This window comes from Parabacteroides sp. AF19-14 (assembly GCF_003635485.1).
Lineage (GTDB): Bacteria > Bacteroidota > Bacteroidia > Bacteroidales > Tannerellaceae > Parabacteroides > Parabacteroides distasonis.
Genome location: NZ_QTMJ01000023.1, coordinates 60,126 through 84,215, shown reverse-complemented (window position 1 = coordinate 84,215; position 24,090 = coordinate 60,126). Strand labels below are relative to the sequence as shown.

Genomic DNA, 24,090 nt, shown 5'->3' with positions numbered 1-24,090 from the left:
CCGTCTCTACAACTGGGTAATAACCATTCTCCTACCTTTTAGGCTACTTCCCAAGTAGCTTAATATTTCAACCGATGGTGATTTTCAGAAAAACCATTTTTAAAGACATAAAGTGTTGTTTATCAGGAGTAAATATGGTGCTCTTGGTAGGGCTTTGAATTGTCGTGAGGCTTGAGTGGAGATCCTGCTATAATCTTAGGAAAAGATAATCATAATGATGAATGTTTTGAGAGACGGTTGCTCGGAGAGGGGTACGGTGCGGGTTGGCAAGCGTCATGACTTGAAGACTGTACGCTGGTACGTGCTCACGCTTCCTACTACGGGTGTGGCACGACGTGACAAGATCAGCCCCGCTAAAAGCTTGGATGCCGAGCTTTCCCGGCGCAAGCGTCGTGGGGAGACGTTGTTCGAGTATTTCGCCCCCTCCTATGTGGAGGTGAGGAAGGTGGACGGAAAGATGGTCAACACGAAACGACCCCTGCTGTTCAACTACGTGTTTGTCCGGTCCTCGGTTGAGGAGATCTTCCAGATGAAGCGCACGCTTCCCCTATACAATTTCCTTCCCCGGGTCTCTTCCGGAGGCATGACTCATTTCCCTTATCTGTCGGATGACGAGATGGGGAATTTACGTTGGGTGGCGGAATCTTATTCCAACGAGCTTCCGGTGTACGTACCGGACAGCGACCGCTTGCTGAAGGGCGACCGTGTGCGTATCACGTCCGGTTATTTTACTGGTATGGAGGCGGAGGTGGTGATCCAGCCGGGTGGCGGTCATAAAGATGTCATGGCGCGTATCCTCGATTGCATGTGGGTCCCCTTGTTGGAGGTGAAGCCGGGCGAGTACGAGCTGATCGAGCTGAACACCAAGGGCAAGCACGTCTATACCCATCTGGACAACGACCGCCTGCGGGAAGGCTTGCACGATGCCTTGGGACGTTACCATGCCTCCGGCAACGTATCAGAGGAGGATACTCGTTTGGCCCGTGAGGTGTTGAGATCCTACGGTTCGCTCCGTGCGGAGACGGATGTGATGCGTTGCAAGATCTACTCATTGCTTCTTTCTGCCTACAAGTTGTTGGGCGATGAGGAGGAGTTCACACGTTTGCATGACACGATGCGTGGTATGCTCCCGGTGGTGAAAGCTCCGCAATCCCGTGCTTTGTTGCTGGTGACGCTCTACGGTTGCACGGACAACGCCCTTTACCGGCAGATGGCGCATGAGGTGGTGGATCCTTGGCGGGGTGAGTCCTCGCCCAAGAAAAGCAAGTTATCCTTGATCCGCCGGCTGGACGATTGCGATCGGTGGCTCAACCATGAAATAAGTTAACAGTAGACAAGTGACAATTGACAGTTTAAATCATAAATCAAAAATCAAAATGTCTTCCCTTCCTTCCGGCGTTCGTTTGGTGCGGTTGCTGAACGAGCATTTTAGTGAGATCATGAGCCGCGAGCGTACGAATATCGCTTCCATCCACCTGTATTGCACGGGTCCTTACTGGGTGGCGTTCGAGTGCTCTGCCTACCAGTTGCGCCGTGCGTTCCCGGACAGCGAGGTCACGCCGATGCGCTTGCTTGGCTACCCTTTTCCTGTGGTGATGGTTTCCGTGACGGATCGTTCGCTCCGCTCGTATGTCCGCAGGCACATCTTGCGAAGAGACGACATAGATTACAAATTATTAACAGCATCCCAACTCTCCCATGAGGACTACCAAGCGTGGCATGCCGGCGAGGTGAAGGGGTTGCCTTCATTAAGTGAGATCGTATGAGTGAGGTGCAAATTCTATTATTGTTATTACTGTCCGGATATCTGATCTCCGTGTCTTTGGGTATGGTGATCATCCCGAGGATCTTGGTGATCTCCCACAAGAAAAGACTGTATGATGTCCCGGATTCTCGAAAGGTACACACGACCCCGGTTCCCCGCTTGGGTGGCCTGTCGTTTTTTCCCGTGGTCTTGATGTCGTTTGCCTTGGTGATAGGCTTTCGCCTTTATCTGTGGCCCTCGGATCTGTCTAGCTTCTCGATCGAGATGCTCCATGAGTATCTTTTCTTGTTCGTGGGCATGACACTTCTTTATCTGGTGGGTGTCTGCGATGACTTGGTCGGGGTGGGTTACCGCTACAAGTTCATCGTACAAGTCGTGTCGGCCCTCCTGCTGGTGTTGTCCGGCAATTGGCTCGATACGCTGGGAGGCCTATTCGGGATCTATTCGGTCCCGGCCTTGCTGGGTGTGCCAGTCACGGTTTTCGCCGTGGTTTATGTGACAAACGCTATCAACCTGATTGACGGGATCGATGGTCTGGCCTCCGGTTTGTGCTGTATCGCCTTATCGGTCTTGAGCGTGTTCTTTTTCATTCAAGATCAATGTGTTTATGCCTTGCTCGCTATCTGTACGCTGGGAATCCTCATGCCTTTCTGGTGCTACAATGTCTTTGGCAATGCCAACCGCGGGCATAAGCTCTTCATGGGCGATGCTGGGAGTTTGACGTTGGGCTACGTGATCAGTTTCCTGATCATTCATTTATGCGTATCGAATAGTACCTCTACGGAGCGTTTGAATCCTTATTTGGTGATTGCCTTTTCCACGGTCTTGGTACCGTTGCTGGACGTGGTACGTGTGGTGCTGCGCCGCCTTCGTGAGCACAAGAACCCGTTCTTGCCGGACAAGAACCATTTCCATCATAAGTTGTTGCGCACGGGTATGCGGGTGCGGATGGTGATGGTGACGATCATTTGCGTGTCCGTTTTCTTTATCGCATTGAATATTGTATTGGTTAATCATTTGAATGTCAATTGTATATTATTTTTAAACCTGTCTCTATGGACGGTTCTTCACTTGGTGATCGATTGGCTGATCGCCCGGAATCGGCAGAAGAGGGAATCGGCATTCGACAAGAGGTTCTAGACAAGGATAACCGGAAAGGGCAATTCCGTCCTTCCCATAAATCAAAATACCATGAAGAAAATATTGAAAGGCTGGCTTATCGACAATTCGGTGACCACCGACAACAAGACGGACAAGATCCTGCTGCTGGCTTCGGCTGGAAGTTTAACTTTGGATGACGTGTTGGAGGAGATGTACAAGCAAGATACCGGTCTACGCCCGGAGACGATGCGTCACTCTGTGACCCTCTACCATCGGGTAGTAATGGACTTGATCCTAAACGGCTATAGCGTGAACACGGGTCTGTTCCGTGCCGTTCCCCAGCTGAAAGGCGTGGTCGAGGGCGGCGTTTGGAACAAGGAGAATAATTCCATCTACGTCTCTTTCACGCAAGACAAGGCCCTGCGCGAGGCGATCGCCAAGACCGTGGTTGAGATCCTCGGCGAGAAGTCTAATATCATGTACATCCTGGAGACCGAGGATCGCAAGACGGGCTTGAAGGACGGCAGTGCCACTGCGGGCCACAACTTCTTTGTCCGTGGCGCGATGCTGAAGGTGGTTGGTGACCACGAGTCGGTAGGCGTTACGTTGACCGATTCCAAAGGTGCCACCACGAAACTGACGGACGACCAGATCACCATCAACAACCCTTCTTCTCTCACGTTGCTCCTGCCGGCTGATTTGGCGGAAGGTGAGTACACGCTGACTGTGACGACGCAGTATGGTAGTGCGGGTCACATACTGAAAACGCCTCGTAGCGTAAGTACGCAAATTTGGGTGGGCGGAAAGCCTGCTGATGGCGGTGGCGATAGCGAGAGCCCGGATGAGATCTGACATATTTGGTAAATCGCTATTACCAGTACAGGTAAATCACTATTACCTGTACTGGTAAACCTCCTTTACCTGATAAGGTAACAAAGATTTCTCGGTTGAGTATGCTTTGGAAATAGCTTGTACATTGGTGAGATCACGGTGTGATCTGATAATGGGTGTAGGAATTATGTGAATAAAGTTCCTAATAACATTACATTGGACACAGATAATGTTAAAATCAAAATTGATTGTTAATATGACTAGGTTTAGGGTACTGCAAAGAGCCTCCCCTAGAGTGTACGCCTTGTATTGAGTTTGCATAATATTTAAATGATTTATTAATAGAGAGATGAGAGAACGTATTGTTGCCTTCGACTATTTAAGGGCTCTTGCTATTACCGGTATATTGCTATGCCATTTTTGTCATAATTATAATTCAATTTCATTTTTAGGACATTATTTCGGAGGTGTCTTTGTAACATTGTTTATCGCAATGTCTGGTATGCTATTTGGTATTATCGCAATTTGCTATGTCGCATTATATATATTAACTAAAATACCATTATTTAATACTATTAATAAATATAGGCTTAAAACTTTTGCTATTATCGGGCTTGGTGTTCTTCTTGTCGATTATGTTTTAGAATCAAGGAATATCCCTGGTTATATTTTTGTGTGGTTGTGGCTTTATTTATTTTGCTTTGTCTACTCATGCCAAATTATGGAATTTAGTAGACAGTGCAAAACGAATATTCTTGCTTTTATAGTAGGGATAATAAATATTAGTTATATAATAGCTCTGTATTACGGGTTATATGATAATTATAATCATGCGTTTCAAAAATGGTTTGGAGCAGTTTGTTGTATATTAGTTCTGATTTTAGGATTTAATATATGGAATAAATCTGTTCCTAATAAATATGTTTCATTTTTGTCTTTTATTAGTTTTGAGATATATTTGATGTTTGAGGTTGTTAGTGAAGGACGTTATTCCTTAATGCGTATTATAGATAATCCTTTTTTTGCTTTTGTAATGTATGTGATTTCTTGTGTATTATTGGGTTGTATATTGCATTTTATTGATAAGTATATGAAGAAGCTGGGTGCTGTGATAAGTTTTAAACCATGAAAAGGTACTCGTTTTAAATTAAATAACGTTAGTGATGAAATACTTGAAAAATCATATTTGTTGTCTGTTGTTATTTAAAAAGAAGTCATTTTTAATGAGTCAATCCTCAGTATTGTCCGGTGTGTCCTAAAGAGTATACGCTGTGAATTGTTCGATTACAATTTTATGTCTACAAATTCCGAAAACAATAAGCGGATAGCTAAGAACACGTTGTTCCTCTACATGCGTATGCTTCTGATTATGGGGGTGACGCTGTACACCAGCCGGGTCGTGTTGAGGGTTTTGGGTGTAGAGGATTTCGGCATTTATAATGTGGTAGGAGGAATCGTGACAATGTGTTCTTTTTTGAATGGCGCTATGTCGCAATCAACACAGCGATTTTTAGCGTTTGAAATAGGGAGAGGAAATCCGTTACGTTTAGCGGAGGTATTCAGTTTATCTATGACAATTCACATTGGGATAGCCTTGATTGTTTTGTTATTAGCTGAAACGATAGGCTTGTGGTTTCTTATTACACAGATGAATATTCCGGAATCTAGGATGGAGGCTGCTCAATGGGTTTATCAATTCGCTCTTTTCTCATTTGTTATCTCGATGGTTCAAGCTCCTTATAATGCAGCTATTATCACGAGGGAGCGAATGCGTGTTTACGCATATATAAGTATTGTTGAAGTTGTATTAAAGTTAGTGGTCGCATTTTTGCTGGAATGTATTTCATTTGATAAACTAAAGTTATATGGTGCATTAATCTTTTTAGTGACCGTTTTAATCGCTCTTTTTTATAGATGTTATTGCGTAAGAAATTTTCAAGAATGCCATTATAAGTTGTATTGGAGTAAGACGTTGTATAAAACGATCTCCAGTTTTGCGGGTTGGAGTATGTTTGGTACATTGGCGTGGATAAGTAAATCACAAGGTTTGAATTTGATACTGAATATTTTTTATGGTCCTGTATTGAACGCATCTTATGGAATCGCAAGTCAAGTTAATACGGCTATCAATAGTTTTGTCCAAAATTTCACAACAGCTTTGAATCCTCAAATTATTAAATCATATGCGAACGATGATAGGAACTATATGATTCAATTATTGTTTAGGGGAGCCAAGTTCTCTTATTTTTTATTGTTATTGTTCTCAATCCCACTTTTGATAGAAACAGAATTCGTTCTGAAATGTTGGTTAAAGGTTGTGCCAGGTTATGCTGTTGCTTTCACTCGTTTGGTAATAATAAATTCATTACTGGAATCTTTTACCTATGCGATGGGAACTTCAATTCAAGCTACTGGTAAAGTAAAATGGTATCAAATAATTGTAGGAGGTACTATTTTACTAAATATTCCTTTAGCGTGGATTTTGTTAAGATTAAATTATTCCCCTTCTGTGGTGTTTGTTGTGTCTATAGTGATTTCTTGTATAACATTAAGTGAACGTTTATTGATTTTGAAGATTTTTATTGCCATTTCATTAAAGCGATTTATCATACAGGTCTTTGGAAGAGCTTTATTGGTTACGATTCTTTCTTCTTCTATTATTGTATTGATAAAGGATATTTTGGCTAATAAATTAATAAGTTTTGCTGGATTTTTCCTCATTTTAGTATGTTGTGTAGGAAGTATTTTATTGATAATATACTTTGTCGGATTTACTTCATTGGAACGAGATTTCTTTTTGCGAATGATTAGGAGTCGCTTGAAACGATAAGTATGGAAACTGTAAAACGTATTTCTCTGATCGTATTATTGATAGGACTATTTTGCCTTGGTTTTTGGATTGGTTATAGTTATTGTTGCTTACCTGAAAAGTCGGATGGCTTCAGTAAAGCTGTACATGTCAGTTTTGATGATGTAGTATGGGTATTAGAAGACTTAAAGCAAAATGAACGGAGGTATGAAAGTGCCTTTGATAATGAGTTCTTGGCAGAATTGAAACATATGCATGAGGACTACGGAGCTTGTTTCACTCTTTATGTATTTGAAAAGGCCGATGGTTTTGACATAGGTGATATGCCTGTTAAATATAGGAAAGAACTTAAGGAGAACGCATCGTGGTTGAAGTGGGGATTTCATTGGATAAGTCCTGATTTTGATAAGAATATCAGTCTTGATGATTTTAAAATGTCTTTTTTTAATGTTCAAAATGCTATCAGTAAATTTGCGGATAGCAGCTCTCTATCGCATGTTCTTCGTCTTCACTATTTTTATGGGAATGATAGTATTGTATCATTTCTTGACTCATGTAATATCAAGGGATTACTTTGTGCAGATGATGATAGATGTAGTTATGATTTGACGAAGCGGGAGAATGAATTTATGCAAAAAAACTTCTATGTAAGGAGAGATGTTGAATATTTTAAGACAAATATAAGATTGGAGAATAGTTTATTTTTATATTATGATTTGGAGCGTTTGAGAAATAAGGATACATTGGTGATATTTACTCATGAATGGGCTTATGATACACGTTTACACAGATTTAATTATTATAAGTTATGTCTGAATCTTGAATGGCTGAAAAAAAATGGGTATAAATTTACTTTTTTAGAATAAATAATTATGGATGGTATAAAGCGTTTTATTGATTGTTATGTACCGGTTACAACTTGTACGTTACGGTGCCATTATTGCTATATTACTCAGCATCGGCTTTTTGATAATAAATTGCCAACTTTTAAATATAGCTCGGAGCAAGTGCGAAAGTCATTATCTCGAGAACGATTGGGAGGTGTTTGCTTAATTAATCTTTGTGGTGGAGGAGAGACTTTGTTACCTCCTGAAATGACAGAATATGTGAGAGCTTTGCTCGAAGAGGGTCATTATGTAATGATAGTAACTAATGCTACTGTCTCTAAGCGATTTGAGGAAATTGCAAGTTTTCCAGCAGAATTATTAAGCCGATTATTCTTTAAATTCTCATATCACTATATGGAGTTAAAAAGAAAGAATCTATTAGAACGTTTTTTCGATAACATAAAAAGAATCAGGGATGCGGGATGCTCATTTACGCTTGAGGCTACTCCTTCTGATGAACTGGTTCCTTATATAAAGGAGATGTGTCAGGCTGCATTAGAGAATGTAGGTGCTGTATGCCATGTGACTGTAGGACGTGATGAGAGAGACCCGAAAATGTTGCCTATTCTTACGGATATGTCGAAAGAAGAATATAAAAAGACTTGGTCTTTTTTTAATTCTCCTCTATTTGATTACAAGTTGTCTGTCTTTGGAAAAAAGAGGACGGAGTTTTGTTATGCAGGTGATTGGTCTTTTTATCTAAATTTGGGAACTGGCGTTATGACACAATGCTATTGCTCTTTTAAAAGCCAAAATATATTTGATGATCCAAATGTACCTATCGATTTTACTCCAATAGGGAATAACTGTCTTGAATATCATTGTTATAATGCCCATGCTTTTCTTACTTTGGGAAATATACCTGAGTTAAAGACTCCAACTTACGCCGATATGAGGAATAGAACATGTGATGATCATTCAGAATGGCTGAAACCAGAAATGAAGCATTTTATGTCTACTAAACTTTGTGATTCAAACTGTGAGTATACAAGGGAGGAAAAGGATCGTGTCAATGGTGAATTGCGTTGGAAAGTATACAGAGCGAAAATAAGAAAGTTTTTAGTGAAGTCTTTAAAAACGAATAAGCGATGAATTTTGCCCAAAAAGTAGATGCATTAAAATCTGTTATTAGATATCAATTGATTCCATTGATATCTGATTCTTACGTGTTTTTGGATTTGCCTTACTATACAAATATAGGGGATGCCTTAATCTGGGAGGGTACGGAAACTTTCTTAAGCTCTTTACCTGCTAAATGTTTGTATCGATGTTCCTGTCAGACATTCTCATATAGGCCGTTACCAAAAGATACGACAATATTATTGCAAGGAGGAGGTAATTTTGGGGATATATGGAGGAGGCATCAGGATTTTAGGTTAAAAGTAATTAAGCTATATCCCAATAATAAGATAGTTATTCTTCCACAGACCATTTATTATAAAAATGATAAACAGATGCTGTCTGATGCAGCTTTGATGATGAAACATCCAGATTTGCATATTTGTGCGAGAGATCAAAGATCTTATCGATTGCTTGAGGCTTATTTTGTTAATTGTGGGAGATTATTGTTGCCGGATATGGCGTTTTGTATCCCTAGAGACCGATTAGTCTCTTCATTGGTAAGATCAACAGGGAAGAATTTATATTTGAAACGTAATGATATAGAATTCCTAGAGGATGACTGTAGACAATATATAAGAGAGCCGGTAGAGATACGAGATTGGCCAACTATGGAGATAATACCATTAAGTGCTAAGATGTTGAATTTGTTCATTAAACTTTCTTTAAATAGGCTTTCGGATAATTGGGCATTATACCTAAAGAGATTACTTATCCATGAAGGTGTCCGTTTTATAACTTCTTATGATAAAATATATACGACTAGATTGCATGTGGCTATTTTATCCATATTACTAGGTAAACCCTTTGTCTTTTTTGATAATTCTTATGGTAAAAATAGTTCCTTCTACCTTTCTTGGTTAAGTGATTTAGATGAGATTAAATTTATATGGTGATAATATGTTGAAAGTTTCGATTATTATTCCAGTTTATAATGTGGCTTCCTATATTGAGGATTGTTTGAATTCTGTATTGAGCCAAACTTATCCAAATATAGAGTGTATCATTGTAGATGATTGCGGGCAAGATGATTCTATGTGTATTGTGAAATCTATCCTGACTGCTAAATCTTCTCGCCTAGAGGTAAGGATTGTGACTCATGAGGTCAATAAAGGTTTGTCTGAGGCTCGAAACAGTGGTATCCGAGAAGCTACGGGTGATTATCTATACTTTTTGGATAGTGATGATTATATAGCGGAAGATGCCATAGAGCGTATGGTTACGATGTTGGAGAAACATGCGGTAGATTTTGTGGTTGGGGATATCGCAACTTTCGGAGAGGATTCAGAACAGAAGGATTACCTACGTATGGAATCAGGCTATTTGTTCGGAAATAAAAAGATATCCCATTCATATTCGGAATCTCTGTGGTATATGATGGCTTGGAACAAGATGGTCTCTCGTTCATTTCTTTTGAAGAATGAAGTTTTTTTTGCCCCCAATATATATCATGAGGATGAATTATGGTCATTCAAATTAGCATTAGTCGCTAATTCTATGGCTGTTTGTAATAGGGTTACTTATTTCTATCGAATTCGGAAAAATGGTTCAATCATGAGTAATTTGACAATGAAACATGTGGAAGATATGCTTTTTATTTTTGACACCTGTTTGTCATTAAGCGAAAAGTATCATCGAGCATGTATTTACTCAAAGTTAAGAACATTTTATCTTACTTTGATATGTAATGGGTATAGACTAAATGACAAAGCATATGCGAGTGAGCTGTTACAATGTTTAGGGCGGAAGCATAAACGCTTTTTTTATCGAATAAATCTTCTATCTTGCTCTTGGAAGAATAAGGTTAAATATGTTCTATGCCTTATGCCGATCCGGATTTTATATGCCATGGCTAGAATATTACCTTTTTAAATCATATAATGGTACTATAAAGTATGATTGAGTCTTATTTTCTGTATTTATCATTGATTACTTTTTTATTCGTGTATTTTAGGCTGAGTAATGAATTTTCTTCTCTTTTTGCTTCTTCTATAGGTTATAGATCTGTATCTTTCAATACTTTCAGGAAAAAAACAAAATTGGTGTATGCAATTCCTATTATGGTATTGTCGTTAGTCCTAGGTTTAAGATATAATATAGGGACAGATTATCTTGCTTATGAAGAAATATATGACACTCAAAATGCTGACTTGTTATGGAATATATTGAATGAAAGAATAGAACCTTTATATCAAATTGTAAACCATATACCTTTTTTGTTCGGTTTACCTTATTATTGCATGAGTATATTGGTATGTTTTATTATGTTTTCTTTGTTTTATATTTCTCTTGATAAAGATAGAGATATGGTCAAATGGTATAGTGTGACTTTGTTAATTTCGGGTACGCTGTTTTCTTTTCTTAACATACAACGTCATGCTATAGCCTTTTGTATATTTTTGTTTTCTATCCGATATATTTATAATAGATCGTTGCTTAAATATTTGATTTTTATACTGATGGCAATGGGATTCCATTATTCGTCCTTCATATTATTGCCATGTTATTTGTTAGGCGTGAAACGTAAGATTCTTATTGATGATTGGCGGATTCAATGTATGCTATGTGTGTTGGTGTTTTTTCTGTCCAAACCTATATTATCGTCTGTGTTTGACCTTATTATAAATTATGCTCCCCAGGGCTATGCAGGGTATGGAGAACAAGTATTTTTCAAGGAGACAGGGCTCAGTGAACAAAGTTTCTTTTTGAATTTTGTGACTACATTGATTATTGCCATATCCTCCAAATATCTCCTTCATAGGTATACCGATGAAATTTTTGTCGTGTATTACAGATTATATTTTATGGGAATGTTGTTTACGACTATATTCGCAGATTCTATATTACTCTCTCGGTTGATCTATCCGTTCGTAAGCTTGAATTTTATCGTTTATGCTTATATGTACAGATATATCTTTCATCATATTAGGAAATGTAATTTAGTAATGATGGCGTGTTCGTTCTCTATCTTTTTTATTACAAATATTACATTTCTGCTTTATATATGGAACTCTGTGCATAAATGTTCTCCTTTCCAGTTTGTAGATCTTTAAAAAATAATAATATGGAAGTTACCATATCGGTTATTATACCGGTTTATAACTCAGAGCTTTTTTTGGATAGATGTCTATCTTCTGTTTTATCTCAGACATTTGTGGATTTCGAGGTGTTACTTATCAACGATGGCAGTACCGATAGCTCTGTTACTATTTGTGAACGATATGAGAAAGAGGATTCTAGAATACGTTTTTTTAATCGTTCTAATCATGGGGTAAGCGCTACTAGACAGTTTGGTATAGACCATTGTAGAGGAAAGTATTGCATACAGATCGACTCTGATGATTGGATAGATAAAGATTGCTTTGAAAAACTGATAAGTAAGGCGAAGTCTACTCAAGCGGATATAGTTTATATGGGATTAGTTAAAGAATTCGAGGATAGATCCGAGCCTGTAAGGATGTATAGAGCAAATGATATAGAGGATTATTTGTCTGCTGTAATGTGTGGAAAATGTTGGGGGGCTATAGTTAATAAACTTGTTTTGACAGATCTGTTTAGAATTAATGAAATTGTTTTTCCTGAAAATGTTTGTATGTGGGAAGATTCTATATTTTTAATTAAATGCTTGATGTGTGCTAAAAGTATAATGTTTTGTGAAGGAATATATTATCATTATACACAATACAATAGTAAATCTCTTTGTTCCACTATTTTTAGTTATGATGTACCTGCTCATATGATAGCAGCAGTCTCAGACTTGGATAGGTTTGTAGAGTCTATAGGGAAATCTAATAAATATAGAAATAAATTAGCGGTACTCAAACAGTTTGCAAAACAGAAATTGTTATTAGATCCTCATTTTAGGAATATAAGTGAATGGTTTTTAATATTCCATGAGTCAAATAAATACTTTGTTCCTTTTGTGTTTTGTGCATTGCAAAGGAAAATATTCTCTTATTATTAATAATAAATTACATATATACTTTTTATGTTATTTTCCGTATTACTTTCTTTATATCATAAAGAGAGCCCACTATTTTTACGTCAAAGTCTGACCAGTATCTTCACGCAAACGCTATTGCCTATAGAAGTTGTCTTGGTGGAAGATGGTCCTTTGACGGATGAGCTGTATGCGGTCATAAAAGAATTCACAAGCCAGCATCCTGAGTTAAAAGTGATTTCTTTGCCCACCAACCAAGGTCTCGGCAAGGCTCTGAACGAGGGGTTGAAGCATTGTTCGTATGACCTTGTGGCCCGTATGGACACGGATGATATCGCTAAGCCGGATCGTTTTGAGAAGCAATTGGCGATATTTCGGGAACATCCGGAAATTGATGTAGTGGGGGCTTGGATCGATGAGTTTGAAGGAGAGGTATCGAATGTGCTTTCCGTGCGGAAAGTACCGGAATGGCATGAAGATATCTTGAGGTTTTCCAAAGGAAGATGCCCGGTGAATCATCCGGTAGTGATGTTTCGGAAGTCGGCCGTGCTAAAGGCTGAAGGATATAAGCATTTTCCTTTGTTCGAGGATTATTATCTGTGGGTACGGATGCTGATGAATGGTGCCCGGTTCTATAATATACAAGAGAGCCTGCTCTTTTTCCGCTTTTCGCCGGATATGTTTCGGCGGCGGGGAGGATGGCGGTATGCTGTAACGGAAGTGAGGTTGCAGACGCTGTTTTACAAGATGGGTTTTATCGGCTTTTTCTCCTTGCTAAAGAATGTCTGTATTCGCTTAGTGACCCGTCTTCTCCCTAATGGCTTGCGTTCGTTGCTCTATAAGAGGCTCATCCGGGGGTAAATAGTTTTTTGTCCTCATCCACGGTATCGCTCACGGAAAGTGTCTCAAATATCAAATAACCCTATGCACGTCAAAAGAAATGATTCGAATGCGAAGAGCCGTATGAAGGGAGACTTTCACGTACGGTTCCGAGAGAGGCTGAGGGTGAAATTCCCTTGGTCTACTCGACAGCGTGCAGTCCGCCCATTTACCAATCTGCGGAAAAGCTTCGGTGGGTTTAGCAGCGAGAATGGTGGCCATGTCACGGCAGTCTATTTATCCATTGTCGAGACATGCAAACTTTTGAAGAAGCCTCCACTGGAATTTTTCAGGCGCTTCTTTGGCATGATCGCTGAAGGCCGAAGGGATTATGAACTCATGACACAAGAACTTCTGTGTTAAAATCAAATAAATAACAAATCAATTCAATGTTTCTATGACTCTAGAACCCCAGTAAATACTGGGGCTAAGGGGTATTGCCATAGGGATTGGATGCTTACATTACAAAAACGATTATAGAGGAAAGATAGTATTTGCGTGGGTTATTTGTTCTATGTTCGTGAATTTATGGAGAAATTAATGTATAGAATTGAGATCTATCGGACTAGCCTGCGTTCCAATACTATAAAAGTGATTTGTTATGATTGGAAAGCGGTAAGGGTCGTTTGTTGGAACGATGATTCCTGTACCGCCATTGGTCTCGGATACTTCGCCGTCGGGGGATAACCTTACTTTATGAGTATATAAAGGTGTCCCGCTCGCGTCTACTAGTACGACTTGCAATGTGTAATCTTTATCCGTGGGAACGGGGGCGGGTATAGGGAGTATATAAGAACCTTTAATCGTGGTTCCACCAGTTACAAACGCACTCTTGGGTATATTTACGATAATCTTATCGTTCGGATCGGAACTCATCGGCCCCATGATATAATCATTTGAATCTCGTTTGATCAAAGGGACGCTTTTGTTCTGTATCGTATATAATTCGATATGTAAGGCGCTTACGTCTACGCCCCCTATTTGAGTGGGGATGTTCTTGAAATAACCGATAACACCAGCTACACGACGGTATAGATCTACGTGTCCGGTACCTCCGTTCAAGATATTCGTGGTTAATTGGGAGAAACCGGCGAAAAGCTCAGAGCCGGCGATATCCGTACGGCCTTTTCCCGCCGCTAGTAAAGCGTTGGCATCCTTTAATAAGGTACCTGAGGTAGGATTGGCTTGAATCGCATTGGGCAAGCCGTAAGTCGCCCCGGAGGTGTTGTCTAAGCCGATTGCCAAGAATGTATATACTTTCGATGCTTGGAAGCCCTCGTATACAACTTTATAGGTCTGCTCTTTGGTGGAGAGACCATTATCCGCTCCAGTCGCATATTGCCAGTTTATATTCTCGGAGGCTACGCAGCGAGCGTTGTCTGTAGCCCCATCGAAAATATAAAGCTGAACTTGCCGGACATGTTGCAAATTGTCGGGACTGGTCAATACGGTGCGGGTCATCAATGCCGGAGAGGCATTGAAGATAAGTACGACCGGCTCTTTGTTGCTCCCCGGAACTGACGGGTCCGGTAGATCCTCGTTACTGCATCCTACCCAAGAGAGTAGTAATAGGGAACTGATTAGTCGGCATAACTTTGTGTATGGCGATGTGCTTATATCGATAGCTTTCTTCATTTCTTTAATAGTTTGAAAGTTTTAGAATTTGGGGTGTTTCGTCTTGGATATATACCTTGATTAGGTTGATTCCCGGGGATAGACGAAGCTGATATTCGTCTGCCGGATAAGAAACCGAGTCTATTAGTTGACCCTTGACGGTGTAAATCTCGCAGCGAGTCATTACGACGGCTGTGGAACGTATGATTACTTGGTTGGTTCCTTCCCGATAGCAATAGACCTTGTTCTCGGTGGATATATCGCTTTCGTTGGCTGTGACCGTACCATTTGTCAGATAGAAACGTCCGATGTTGGTGGAGAGAGTACCTAGATCTATTTTCATATCCGGATTATCCAGTGAGTACCGTTTGTTCTTCTCCACATCGAACAAACTCCAACCGGTCCACTCTCCTCCTAAAGCTTTGCGTACGGATAAACTTACTTCAGCGGGAATGCGTAAGTAGAAACCGAGCTGTATCTCCGTGGCGTTCTGAAGCTGTTGGATATCCAGCGCTTTTCCGTTTGCCACGCTAAAAATGGCGATCGCTGGGCGTATCTCGTTATCAATAAGGAGCTCTGCATCTTCTCCCGCGACATATTTATTATCAGAGGCCGGATTGAACCGTAGCAATGCATTGCTTACCGCTTGGCTTGTGGTGGCAGTCAGATAAAGAGCGGATGGATCCTCTTGGATAGAGGAGTCTGCGCTTTTCAATGTATTGTCCGGTCCGGGTGCGGATACTAACATAGACTCTGTATATTTGATGGTCTGGCTAGTAGCCGCTGATGCTACGGAGATGAAGAAAGATTGCGTAGGCGCTATCCGGGTGTAACCTGCTCCGTTATTCAATAATTGTCCGTTGGCATTAATATTGGAGTTATTACTATTTCCATCATATACTTGTACGGACTTTACGGCAGGGTTTTGATTCATGAATTCCGAGATATCCAGATGAGACATGAACATATTGCCAGCCAAGAAGTAAGTACCAGCCTGCTTATTGGTCAACGTAACTGAGATCGGGAAAGAGACGCCTTGGGTATTATTCTCGTAAATGAAACGTCCTATGCTTGAGCGGGTAATAGTCTCCTTGATTCCCGTTCCTTGATTGCTGGTATTTACGTATTCATATTCAGTATGCTCTTTGGGAAAACGGAAGGTGAGCGGAAGGCTTGCCGATCCTTGCTCGGCTTTCAAAGAGAAGCCTTTTCCCATTTCATAGACTTGCGCCAGCGCATTGAATGGCTGTGTCCATTGGGTTTCTGTGGGTGTGACCGTTACTTGTCCGTTGTTTAGGGTTTGTCCCTTTGCGTCGCTCGCCCATAGACGTTGGTAGATACGAGGATTGAATCGGTTTTGCGGGGTATTACTTGCGTTGAGCGAGGTGAATGGAGATGGATTTCCCGCTACGGGGATAAACATATCTCCGGTGACCATACTTTTTAAGGGAGCAGATAGCATATAATAACGTTCCGGCGTTAAAGTAAGGTCTACCCATGCCTTTTGATAGATCAATAAATGGGTGTTTGTAACTTCACCCCCTGATTCGAAGTAAATGTTATTGCATCCGTTTTGCTCTACACTGGTAAGGGTCGGGTAGATGTTACAGTTAGCGGGGATCGTAACATTGGTACAAGTCCATGGAGAGCCATTCGTCCAGTTGTTCCAGTTATTCCAATTGGAGTTTTCCGGACTGACTTTCCAAGTGGTATTTAAAGGATGTACCTCGAAAAATGGATTGGAGACGATCTTGCCTTTCTTGTCTTGAACAATAAGGTTGAATTGCCCGGCCACGGATATCGGGCCGATCACCCAGCTAAAAGTACCATCGCTAGCGGTGATTGAATAGCTGGCCCCGTTTATGCCTAGGGGTGTACAAGATAGTGTATAGCTATTGCCCATAATACCTTTGCCAGTGACTGTAATGCTACTGCTTTGGCAGATCGGACTGATATTCACGTTCACAAGATCTGTCTGATCGTTGGGGCATGATATCTCATCGATACAATCAGGTATACCGTCTCCATCGATATCATTACGGAAGAACAGGCCGTATAGTTTCATATTGTTCAAGAGATCTATGGCTCCGTTAACCGTGATCCGTATCTCGTCGAATTGAGCATGCGGACGCATGGTTAGATACTCCTTATCTCCATAGCCGATAGCGTCTAATCCCAGTACGCTCCAGTTTGTAAGTACTTCACCGGTAGCGGTACCTTTATAATAGGTAGATAGGGTCATCCAACTTCCTACAGATACTCCAGCTAAATATGTGGCCTTGTCGATGATCAATCCTATATTATGAGTGGCGTTGAGTACGCCTCCGACTTTCACGGCTATGTTAACGGATGACGCAACTCCGATTCCACCGATGGAGGTATAGGTGGTAGGATCGTTATCAATTAGGTTCGCAAGGTTCAGTATCGTACCGCCAACACTTGCAAGAGCATTGATCCCTGTGTAGGCGTAGTTGATATTTGCCCCAGTCTTATCGGTTGATATCATAGTCGTGCTACAACCTATCGGATTATCGTAGCAATTCAAGTTGGCCGGTTCTACGAATACGCCATAAATGCGCAAGGTAGAAAGGTTGGTAGAAAGCACACCGCTTTTCCATAAAGTTATTTCGTTGAAACTCCTATCTGCTGGCACTATAATGCTATAACGGACTTTTAGCGATCCATCGCTTCCGATTACGCCTGCCGATATCACATTTGAATTATCTATTACTTTCTCGTAGGTTTTAGTCTGGTTATTATATATTCTTATCTGGAAAAATTGGAGAAGGTTGGCGCTCAATAAAGTGGAACTGGTCTCTACAACGAACCCGACTCTTTTCGACGTACCATCACTGAATGTCCCGCTATTTTTCTTTACACCTATAATCTGCAAGTTATCCACAAGATTTAGGCCTCCGGTATATTCGGCGTAGGTACTCATGCTGGCATCAATAATATTCTCTTTATGGCTTATATTGCTTAGAGAGATCAAACTTCCGCTTGATTCGTTAATTTTTGTAGATAGAGATACATCGGTCACGGGCTGGTTACATCCGTTTGAGACGGTTGTCTGTATGCCTTTTGTAATTGTCACTAGTTCGCTATCACCATCTGAGGCGGTTGTCCGGAATACGTAGTCACCGGTTACTCCGGCAGTCATATTCGTAACTTTTCCGGTGGATGAGACTGCTACGTTCTCTCCCGTGGGTTGGCTTACGACTTCCCATTTTGTGATATCGCTATTTCCTGTAAGTTGGTAAGTGGTTTGGTCGGCGCATATTGTTGTATTTACGGTCAATCCGAAGTTATGATGATGAGTAACTTTCAATGGTTCATAGATGTAGCCATAATAGACTGATTTTACATTTGTACTTAAAACACTCGCAAAAGTTAGCCTAGCTTTGTTAAATGCTTGGCCTGCTATGACCGAAACTTGAACGACCCCTTGTGAGAGAACGCCGAGCCCCAATACTGAAGGCTCGAAAGTCGTAGTTGATGTGTTTCCTTTGCTATCGGTTAACGTAAGTGTGGTAGTGGCTAGTAGATTTATGTTTAAGATACCAGTATCTTTGTATTTAAATCCGACTTCTGTGCCTACTGGATAATCACTTGTCCAAGATAATTCAACATAGGTAGAACCAACGGGGGAACCTACCACGGAAAAATCTGTTAAGTCCGCATTAATAAGCCTACTGGTATTAGTAGCGCCTACAGTTGATCCGGTTACACTCAGCCCTGCTATCGAGTTATTGGTAGTCAAAGTCTTCTCTACGGCATCTCCCACGAAAGCGTATCTGATCTTTAACTCGCCGAGAGCGGCTACACCTACTCCGGTATTGATAAGTCCGACTTCGTCAAAATCTTTGGTGGACGTAACGGTAAGATAGGATACGGCCTCCTGTTGCCCCGGTAGTTGTATCAAGTGAAGGCTGAGAGCGCTGGTATTTTGTCCTTCTTTAACTAGAATTGTTTCTTGTAAGACCCCTCCTTTATAGAGCATAATACCTATACCTTTCAATACATCTAAAGATAGGATACTACTATTTCCTCCTGCTTGGATACAGAAACCGGCTGTAGTACCGGCGGGGTATACGTTTTTAAGGTCCTTGATTCGTACGACGGGTCCTACGGCTACATCGACTCCGGCTACACCACTAAATGTTGCGTAATTGTTTAAGTTCTCATCCAGCAAATAATCCATATTTGTCACGCCGGAAGCTACTTTCGCTACGTTTATTAAATTATTTATCATACAATCGGGAGCTACTAATGCTTTACGGGCTAATCCTTCGGCCATTTGTACGTTGAACGCTGATAAAACGAGCAGGATTATTATAGGTATATATTTTCTCATGATCTATTTAAACTCTGGTAATGCCGGATATATGTCTTGTATTGCAAAAGGACTAGTACGAAGCGGCTTCTATGCCGCTCCGTCTATTTTATTAAGTTTGTACTCTTTCTATTCAACAACTAGTTTGTGGATTAACTCCCAGTTATCATTTACACGAAGAGTAATGATTTGACCTTTGAAAAGATCTTCAGGTTCCTCTACCTCTCCACCACCGGGAGTTTCAGGATTGCTTGGTTTGGCTATCGTTTTTTCTCCGATAGAATACAGATGATTACGTACTAAACTATAACTGGAGGTTGACTCATTCGGGATGGTACTATTGTCTATTTGTACCACATTTGCTTGAGCGGCCGCTAAGTTTACGGTCCAATATTTTATGATCGTATTGCTATTATCTAATAATTGTAATTCTAATGTATTCTTGTTTTGATTCGCAAATGGTATAACGAAATTGCTAGCGAAGACGGTTCCCTTTTTGGCATTGAAATCTGCGTTCATGGCTGCCGGTATTACCCAAGTCGGAGATATCTCCGTTCCTGCGTCTTGATCATTTAACAAGCCATCGTCATTAACATCCATCGGTGTTCCTTTAAACCAGTCGCTTAAATTAATTTCATAGAGGACAGCGGCGTCATTGGCACCCGTGGAATTATGGAATTTAGCTGTTGCTGTTGCTGGAGTTTTACCGTTTACGACATATTTTACATTAGTGCTTCCTGTTTTTCTGAAGCTACTGTTGAAATTTGTCATATCCAATTGAGTGTTTTTACCAGAGGAAACCAAACGTAGTTTAACGGCGTCTTTATTGTCTACCTTGGCGGGAATATTCTTGAAATATCCAAATACGCCGGCAACTTGGCGATGTAGATAAAGCACGTTGTTAGCGACATTCGCTGTTAACGCAAAATTCCGATTGTTATCAACGGTAATCTTTTGGATAGATCCGGCAAAGATCTCTTCACCCTCTCCTGCGGTTGTACTCGTAACATGATTGAATGTGCTTGCGCCAGACCAACCTTTGGCAATGTCAGTAAGAGCCGGGGCGTGTGTATAGTTTGATCCGGAAGAGGTATAACCAACCGCGTATACTAAATAACTCCCGGGGTCTAAGCCAGTATTAGCTCCGCTTGTGATCTCGGTTTTGAGGTTTAATGTCGCATAGCGGCCATGATCCGCCGAACCATCATAGGTTGAGCCGTTATATATGATTCCGGAAGGAGAGGAGGCATCGCTCCACTGAGCATATTCCTTATCATAGACACAACCTGTGATAGCATCACTTGCCCCTAGAGAGAATATAGCCACCTTTACTTTGTCGATTGTTTGTGCGGCCTCCGAGCTATATAGCGGACGTCCAGCCTTTGTCGTCAGCCCATCACCGGTATTAGCTACACGGAGTACTAGTTCTTGCCCTACCGGAGAACCTTGGCTCGGATCATCCTTTGGATCACCATCATTACTACATGCAGAGAACAAGAACATGCCTGTCGCTGCTAAACATAAAAACTTCTTCATCGTTTTGAAAATTAAAGTGAAACATTAATTGTTAATTACAGATTTGTTTAGTTGATCACGAGACCGTGTTGTTGTTCCCAGCTGTCGTTTACCAACATGTAAATCCTGAAATCTCCGCTATCATCATACACGTATTTTAATACTGTCAGTTCATTCCTTCTCATAGCGATATTTATACCTTTGGGTGTGAGGGCTGGAAGATCGTGCTGAGCGGTAGCGTAGAAGTTTAGCCTTAACAGCGAATATTGATCTTTTCCGGATGGTGCCAGCATTGTTTTAATGACAGTTTCGGACGCCGTTTTCCAGTCAGATTGTTTATAGACGGATGTAGATTCTGAATAATTAAAGTGACGGTCTACTCGTTTGAAAAGACTGTCTATTGACTTCTCTGAATGAACGATCGCACGCGGCAAGTTTACTAACTGTACGATTAGCTTACCTTTTGTACGTTCCATATTTATTGTATAATGATAATTATCAACGTTATATATAAGTGTATCATTCGATAGGTAAAGATCGTCACCCTCCTTGTTTCCTACATGTAATGTCGCTTTCTCTGGATCATCTTTTAAAGCAGTCTCATCGGCTAAACCTCCCCATACCGTAAATACATATTTACCTAACGGCATATTTTCAGGAAACGTGATTTGAAATGTCTTTTCATCACCACTTACGTTAAACACATTCTTTTGTTCAACTATATTTCCCGTATTAAAGTCGTATAATGTATAATGAAGTGTCGGTATATATTCTTTAAACGGCAGATTTTTATCTTTGTGTTCTTCAAGCTCTGTATTATTTATGTTAAAATAGTTCTTGTCTTTTACCTCTATATTTATTTGTAAAGGAGGACAAGGTTTTATGTCTTCTTTTATGCAAGATATACATAGCCATAAAAATGTGAATAAATATATGTAATTTATAGTATTCATATTTGACTTGATAAAGTTTAGACGTTTTATATAATCAACAGGACAGTATGATTTAAAGTTTTTGATATATCCCGTTATTTTTTTATTTTTTGAAAAGATTACTAAGTGATAAATACTGTATTAAAAGGCTCTATGTTGATACGATTTATGCGGATTTTTATAATTTTAAGTATACACTCTTTTATCTCTTTTTATTATAAGGCATGAACCATTGGTAATGCTTGCCTGTTTAATATCTATTATTACGTTAATAAAATAAAGAATATGAAAACAAATGATTCAAAAACATCCGTAGACTCTAAATTGGAGGAGATGGAGGAAAAGTATCCCGTAGAGCAAATCGCTGTTAAAAATGAGAAGAAAATAACGGCCAAGGATGTAAAGGAGGCTGTGAAAGAGATTAATCCTGATACGGACAGCTTGGGTAGCAGAGGATAAAACGTATTTTAATTTGCTCAAAAGAATAATTATTAAGATTTATAGTATTATCTTTGCGGTTGCGGTTGTAATAAACCGAGGTATAAAGATTGGTAAATCTAGCAAATTAAATAATAAAGATGTATAGAACAAGAACTTGTGGCGACTTGCGCCTTGCGGATGAAGGTCTGGTGGTTACACTGGCCGGTTGGGTGCAGAAAACCCGCAAAATGGGAGGAATGACATTTGTCGATATCCGCGACCGTTATGGTATTACTCAGTTGGTATTTAATCAAGAGGTTGATGCAGCTCTTTGCGAAAAGGCAAATAAGTTGGGCCGTGAATTCGTGATTCAGGTTACGGGTACGGTTCGTGAGCGCTCCAGCAAGAATGCGCATATCCCGACAGGTGATATTGAGTTGATCGTTTCTGAATTAAATGTTCTGAACTCTGCGCTTACCCCTCCGTTCACGATCGAGGAGGAGACAGATGGCGGTGATGACTTGCGTATGAAATATCGTTATCTGGACTTGCGTCGTGCTTGCGTTCGTAAGAATCTGGAACTTCGTCATAGAATGGCGTTCGAGGTTCGTCGCTATTTGGATGAGCAAGGTTTCTTGGAGGTAGAAACTCCGGTTCTTGTAAATTCTACCCCGGAGGGCGCCCGTGACTTCGTGGTTCCTTCCCGTATGAACCCGGGACAGTTTTACGCTTTGCCTCAGTCTCCACAGACCTTGAAGCAATTGTTGATGGTTTCCGGTTTCGACCGTTATTTCCAGATCGTAAAATGTTTCCGTGACGAGGATTTGCGTGCGGATCGCCAGCCGGAGTTCACGCAGATCGACTGTGAGATGAGCTTCGTGGAGCAAGAGGATGTCTTGAATATGTTCGAGGGCATGGCGAAACATTTGTTTAAGGTAATCCGTGGTGTCGAGTTCAAGGAGTCGTTTATGCGTATGACTTGGCAAGACGCTATGAAACAATATGGTAGCGATAAACCGGACTTGCGTTTCGGCATGAAGTTCGTTGAGTTGATGGACATCATGAAAGGCCATGGCTTCTCTGTATTCGATAACGCCGCTTACATAGGTGGTATCTGTGCGGAAGGCGCAGCGAGCTATACTCGTAAACAACTGGATGCGTTGACCGAGTTCGTGAAACGTCCGCAGGTAGGTGCTAAAGGTTTGGTTTACGCTCGTGTGGAAGCGGATGGTAACGTAAAATCAAGCGTAGATAAATTCTATAGCCAAGAGGTTCTTCAAGAAATGAAGAATGCGTTCGGCGCTAAGCCGGGTGATTTGATTTTGATCCTTTCCGGCGACGATGCGATGAAGACTCGTAAGCAACTTTGCGAGTTGCGTTTAGAGATGGGTAATCAATTAGGTCTTCGTGACAAGGATAAGTTCGTTTGCTTGTGGGTAATCGACTTCCCGCTGTTCGAATGGAACGAGGACGATCAACGTTTCTACGCTATGCACCATCCGTTTACCTCTCCGAATCCGGATGATATACCGTTGTTGGACACGGATCCGGGCGCTGTTCGTGCGAATGCGTATGATATGGTTATCAATGGCGTTGAAGTGGGTGGTGGTTCTATCCGTATCCACGACAGCCAATTACAGGATAAGATGTTCAAGCTGTTAGGATTCACCGAAGAAAGAGCGCAAGAGCAATTCGGTTTCTTGATGAATGCGTTCAAGTACGGAGCGCCTCCTCATGGAGGTTTGGCTTATGGCTTGGATCGTTTCGTGTCTTTGTTCGCCGGTTTGGATTCTATCCGCGACTGTATCGCTTTTCCGAAGAACAATTCCGGACGAGATGTTATGCTCGATGCTCCGGGTGTCTTGGATCCAGCCCAGTTGGATGAACTGAATTTGATCGTTGATATCAAGAAATAATCCAATCTGAAATTCCATTCGAATGGGAA

General features: G+C 40.9%; 19 protein-coding genes. 15 read left to right on the top strand and 4 right to left on the bottom strand.

The window, feature by feature from the left end; genetic code table 11:
* Window positions 1-214: 214 nt before the first annotated feature.
* The 13 genes from DWX33_RS18585 to DWX33_RS18520 all read left to right on the top strand — a co-directional run bounded on the left by DWX33_RS18585 (window position 215) and on the right by DWX33_RS18520 (window position 13,313).
* Complete coding sequence (locus DWX33_RS18585; protein WP_122380836.1) at window positions 215-1,327, top strand: transcription termination/antitermination protein NusG; 1,113 nt, start codon at window positions 215-217, stop codon at window positions 1,325-1,327.
* Window positions 1,328-1,376: 49 nt separating this feature from the next.
* Complete coding sequence (locus DWX33_RS18580; protein ID WP_122380835.1) at window positions 1,377-1,766, top strand: hypothetical protein; 390 nt, start codon at window positions 1,377-1,379, stop codon at window positions 1,764-1,766.
* Window positions 1,763-2,905 carry an MraY family glycosyltransferase gene (locus DWX33_RS18575; protein ID WP_036614126.1) on the top strand — a complete coding sequence of 381 codons (1,143 nt, stop codon included), beginning with the start codon at window positions 1,763-1,765 and terminating at the stop codon, window positions 2,903-2,905. The genes DWX33_RS18580 and DWX33_RS18575 overlap by 4 nt, the downstream gene beginning before the upstream one ends.
* Before the next feature lie 51 nt (window positions 2,906-2,956).
* On the top strand, window positions 2,957-3,718 hold the full coding sequence (locus DWX33_RS18570; RefSeq protein ID WP_036614124.1) for a DNA-binding domain-containing protein: 762 nt from the start codon (window positions 2,957-2,959) through the stop codon (window positions 3,716-3,718).
* Window positions 3,719-4,046: 328 nt separating this feature from the next.
* Window positions 4,047-4,826 (top strand): hypothetical protein, encoded by a 780-nt coding sequence (locus DWX33_RS18560; RefSeq protein WP_034531186.1) that lies wholly within the window; start codon window positions 4,047-4,049, stop codon window positions 4,824-4,826.
* Between the two features lie 165 nt (window positions 4,827-4,991).
* Window positions 4,992-6,527, top strand: a complete 1,536-nt coding sequence (locus DWX33_RS18555) for a lipopolysaccharide biosynthesis protein (RefSeq protein ID WP_036614122.1) — start codon at window positions 4,992-4,994, stop codon at window positions 6,525-6,527.
* A 2-nt stretch (window positions 6,528-6,529) separates the two neighbouring features.
* Window positions 6,530-7,372 (top strand): hypothetical protein, encoded by an 843-nt coding sequence (locus DWX33_RS18550; RefSeq protein ID WP_008771869.1) that lies wholly within the window; start codon window positions 6,530-6,532, stop codon window positions 7,370-7,372.
* Between the two features lie 6 nt (window positions 7,373-7,378).
* A complete protein-coding gene (locus DWX33_RS18545) occupies window positions 7,379-8,485 on the top strand; it encodes a radical SAM protein (RefSeq protein WP_008771870.1) in 1,107 nt (368 codons plus the stop codon).
* Window positions 8,482-9,408 carry a polysaccharide pyruvyl transferase family protein gene (locus DWX33_RS18540; RefSeq protein ID WP_036614120.1) on the top strand — a complete coding sequence of 309 codons (927 nt, stop codon included), beginning with the start codon at window positions 8,482-8,484 and terminating at the stop codon, window positions 9,406-9,408. The genes DWX33_RS18545 and DWX33_RS18540 overlap by 4 nt, the downstream gene beginning before the upstream one ends.
* A complete protein-coding gene (locus DWX33_RS18535) occupies window positions 9,386-10,384 on the top strand; it encodes a glycosyltransferase family 2 protein (RefSeq protein WP_008771872.1) in 999 nt (332 codons plus the stop codon). The genes DWX33_RS18540 and DWX33_RS18535 overlap by 23 nt, the downstream gene beginning before the upstream one ends.
* A 23-nt stretch (window positions 10,385-10,407) precedes the next feature.
* Window positions 10,408-11,565, top strand: coding sequence for an EpsG family protein (locus DWX33_RS23190; RefSeq protein ID WP_080707537.1), 1,158 nt, complete (start codon window positions 10,408-10,410; stop codon window positions 11,563-11,565).
* 11 nt (window positions 11,566-11,576) lie between these two features.
* Entirely contained in the window at window positions 11,577-12,476 is a 900-nt protein-coding gene (locus DWX33_RS18525) for a glycosyltransferase family 2 protein (RefSeq protein ID WP_051635663.1), read from the top strand.
* A 24-nt stretch (window positions 12,477-12,500) separates the two neighbouring features.
* A complete protein-coding gene (locus DWX33_RS18520) occupies window positions 12,501-13,313 on the top strand; it encodes a glycosyltransferase (RefSeq protein WP_008771875.1) in 813 nt (270 codons plus the stop codon).
* A 555-nt stretch (window positions 13,314-13,868) separates the two neighbouring features.
* Here DWX33_RS18520 and DWX33_RS18510 read toward each other — a convergent pair.
* The 4 genes from DWX33_RS18510 to DWX33_RS18495 form a co-directional block, all read right to left on the bottom strand.
* Window positions 13,869-14,966, bottom strand: a complete 1,098-nt coding sequence (locus DWX33_RS18510; protein WP_036650689.1) for a FimB/Mfa2 family fimbrial subunit — start codon at window positions 14,964-14,966, stop codon at window positions 13,869-13,871.
* Between the two features lie 4 nt (window positions 14,967-14,970).
* A complete protein-coding gene (locus DWX33_RS18505) occupies window positions 14,971-19,299 on the bottom strand; it encodes a hypothetical protein (protein ID WP_147425517.1) in 4,329 nt (1,442 codons plus the stop codon).
* A gap of 108 nt (window positions 19,300-19,407) precedes the next feature.
* Window positions 19,408-20,814 (bottom strand): hypothetical protein, encoded by a 1,407-nt coding sequence (locus tag DWX33_RS18500; RefSeq protein ID WP_227806012.1) that lies wholly within the window; start codon window positions 20,812-20,814, stop codon window positions 19,408-19,410.
* 47 nt (window positions 20,815-20,861) lie between these two features.
* Window positions 20,862-21,746, bottom strand: coding sequence for a hypothetical protein (locus tag DWX33_RS18495; protein WP_051635660.1), 885 nt, complete (start codon window positions 21,744-21,746; stop codon window positions 20,862-20,864).
* Between the two features lie 264 nt (window positions 21,747-22,010).
* Here DWX33_RS18495 and DWX33_RS22630 point away from each other — a divergent pair, with 264 nt between their 5' ends.
* On the top strand, window positions 22,011-22,184 hold the full coding sequence (locus tag DWX33_RS22630) for a hypothetical protein (protein ID WP_172681342.1): 174 nt from the start codon (window positions 22,011-22,013) through the stop codon (window positions 22,182-22,184).
* A gap of 119 nt (window positions 22,185-22,303) precedes the next feature.
* On the top strand, window positions 22,304-24,061 hold the full coding sequence (gene aspS, locus DWX33_RS18490; protein ID WP_008771881.1) for an aspartate--tRNA ligase: 1,758 nt from the start codon (window positions 22,304-22,306) through the stop codon (window positions 24,059-24,061).
* Window positions 24,062-24,090 lie beyond the last annotated feature (29 nt).

Bases quoted from the DNA above. Each gene is read 5' to 3' on its own strand.
- DWX33_RS18525 (WP_051635663.1), top strand. From the start codon at position 11,577: ATGGAAGTTACCATATCGGTTATTATACCGGTTTATAACTCAGAGCTT.
- DWX33_RS18580 (WP_122380835.1), top strand. From the start codon at position 1,377: ATGTCTTCCCTTCCTTCCGGCGTTCGTTTGGTGCGGTTGCTGAACGAG.
- DWX33_RS23190 (WP_080707537.1), top strand. From the start codon at position 10,408: ATGATTGAGTCTTATTTTCTGTATTTATCATTGATTACTTTTTTATTC.
- DWX33_RS18505 (WP_147425517.1), bottom strand. From the start codon at position 19,299: ATGAGAAAATATATACCTATAATAATCCTGCTCGTTTTATCAGCGTTC.
- DWX33_RS18570 (WP_036614124.1), top strand. From the start codon at position 2,957: ATGAAGAAAATATTGAAAGGCTGGCTTATCGACAATTCGGTGACCACC.
- DWX33_RS18495 (WP_051635660.1), bottom strand. From the start codon at position 21,746: ATGAATACTATAAATTACATATATTTATTCACATTTTTATGGCTATGT.
- DWX33_RS18545 (WP_008771870.1), top strand. From the start codon at position 7,379: ATGGATGGTATAAAGCGTTTTATTGATTGTTATGTACCGGTTACAACT.
- DWX33_RS18575 (WP_036614126.1), top strand. From the start codon at position 1,763: ATGAGTGAGGTGCAAATTCTATTATTGTTATTACTGTCCGGATATCTG.
- aspS (WP_008771881.1), top strand. From the start codon at position 22,304: ATGTATAGAACAAGAACTTGTGGCGACTTGCGCCTTGCGGATGAAGGT.
- DWX33_RS18540 (WP_036614120.1), top strand. From the start codon at position 8,482: ATGAATTTTGCCCAAAAAGTAGATGCATTAAAATCTGTTATTAGATAT.
- DWX33_RS18585 (WP_122380836.1), top strand. From the start codon at position 215: ATGATGAATGTTTTGAGAGACGGTTGCTCGGAGAGGGGTACGGTGCGG.
- DWX33_RS18560 (WP_034531186.1), top strand. From the start codon at position 4,047: ATGAGAGAACGTATTGTTGCCTTCGACTATTTAAGGGCTCTTGCTATT.
- DWX33_RS18535 (WP_008771872.1), top strand. From the start codon at position 9,386: ATGAGATTAAATTTATATGGTGATAATATGTTGAAAGTTTCGATTATT.
- DWX33_RS18510 (WP_036650689.1), bottom strand. From the start codon at position 14,966: ATGAAGAAAGCTATCGATATAAGCACATCGCCATACACAAAGTTATGC.
- DWX33_RS18500 (WP_227806012.1), bottom strand. From the start codon at position 20,814: ATGAAGAAGTTTTTATGTTTAGCAGCGACAGGCATGTTCTTGTTCTCT.
- DWX33_RS18550 (WP_008771869.1), top strand. From the start codon at position 6,530: ATGGAAACTGTAAAACGTATTTCTCTGATCGTATTATTGATAGGACTA.
- DWX33_RS18520 (WP_008771875.1), top strand. From the start codon at position 12,501: ATGTTATTTTCCGTATTACTTTCTTTATATCATAAAGAGAGCCCACTA.
- DWX33_RS18555 (WP_036614122.1), top strand. From the start codon at position 4,992: ATGTCTACAAATTCCGAAAACAATAAGCGGATAGCTAAGAACACGTTG.
- DWX33_RS22630 (WP_172681342.1), top strand. From the start codon at position 22,011: ATGAAAACAAATGATTCAAAAACATCCGTAGACTCTAAATTGGAGGAG.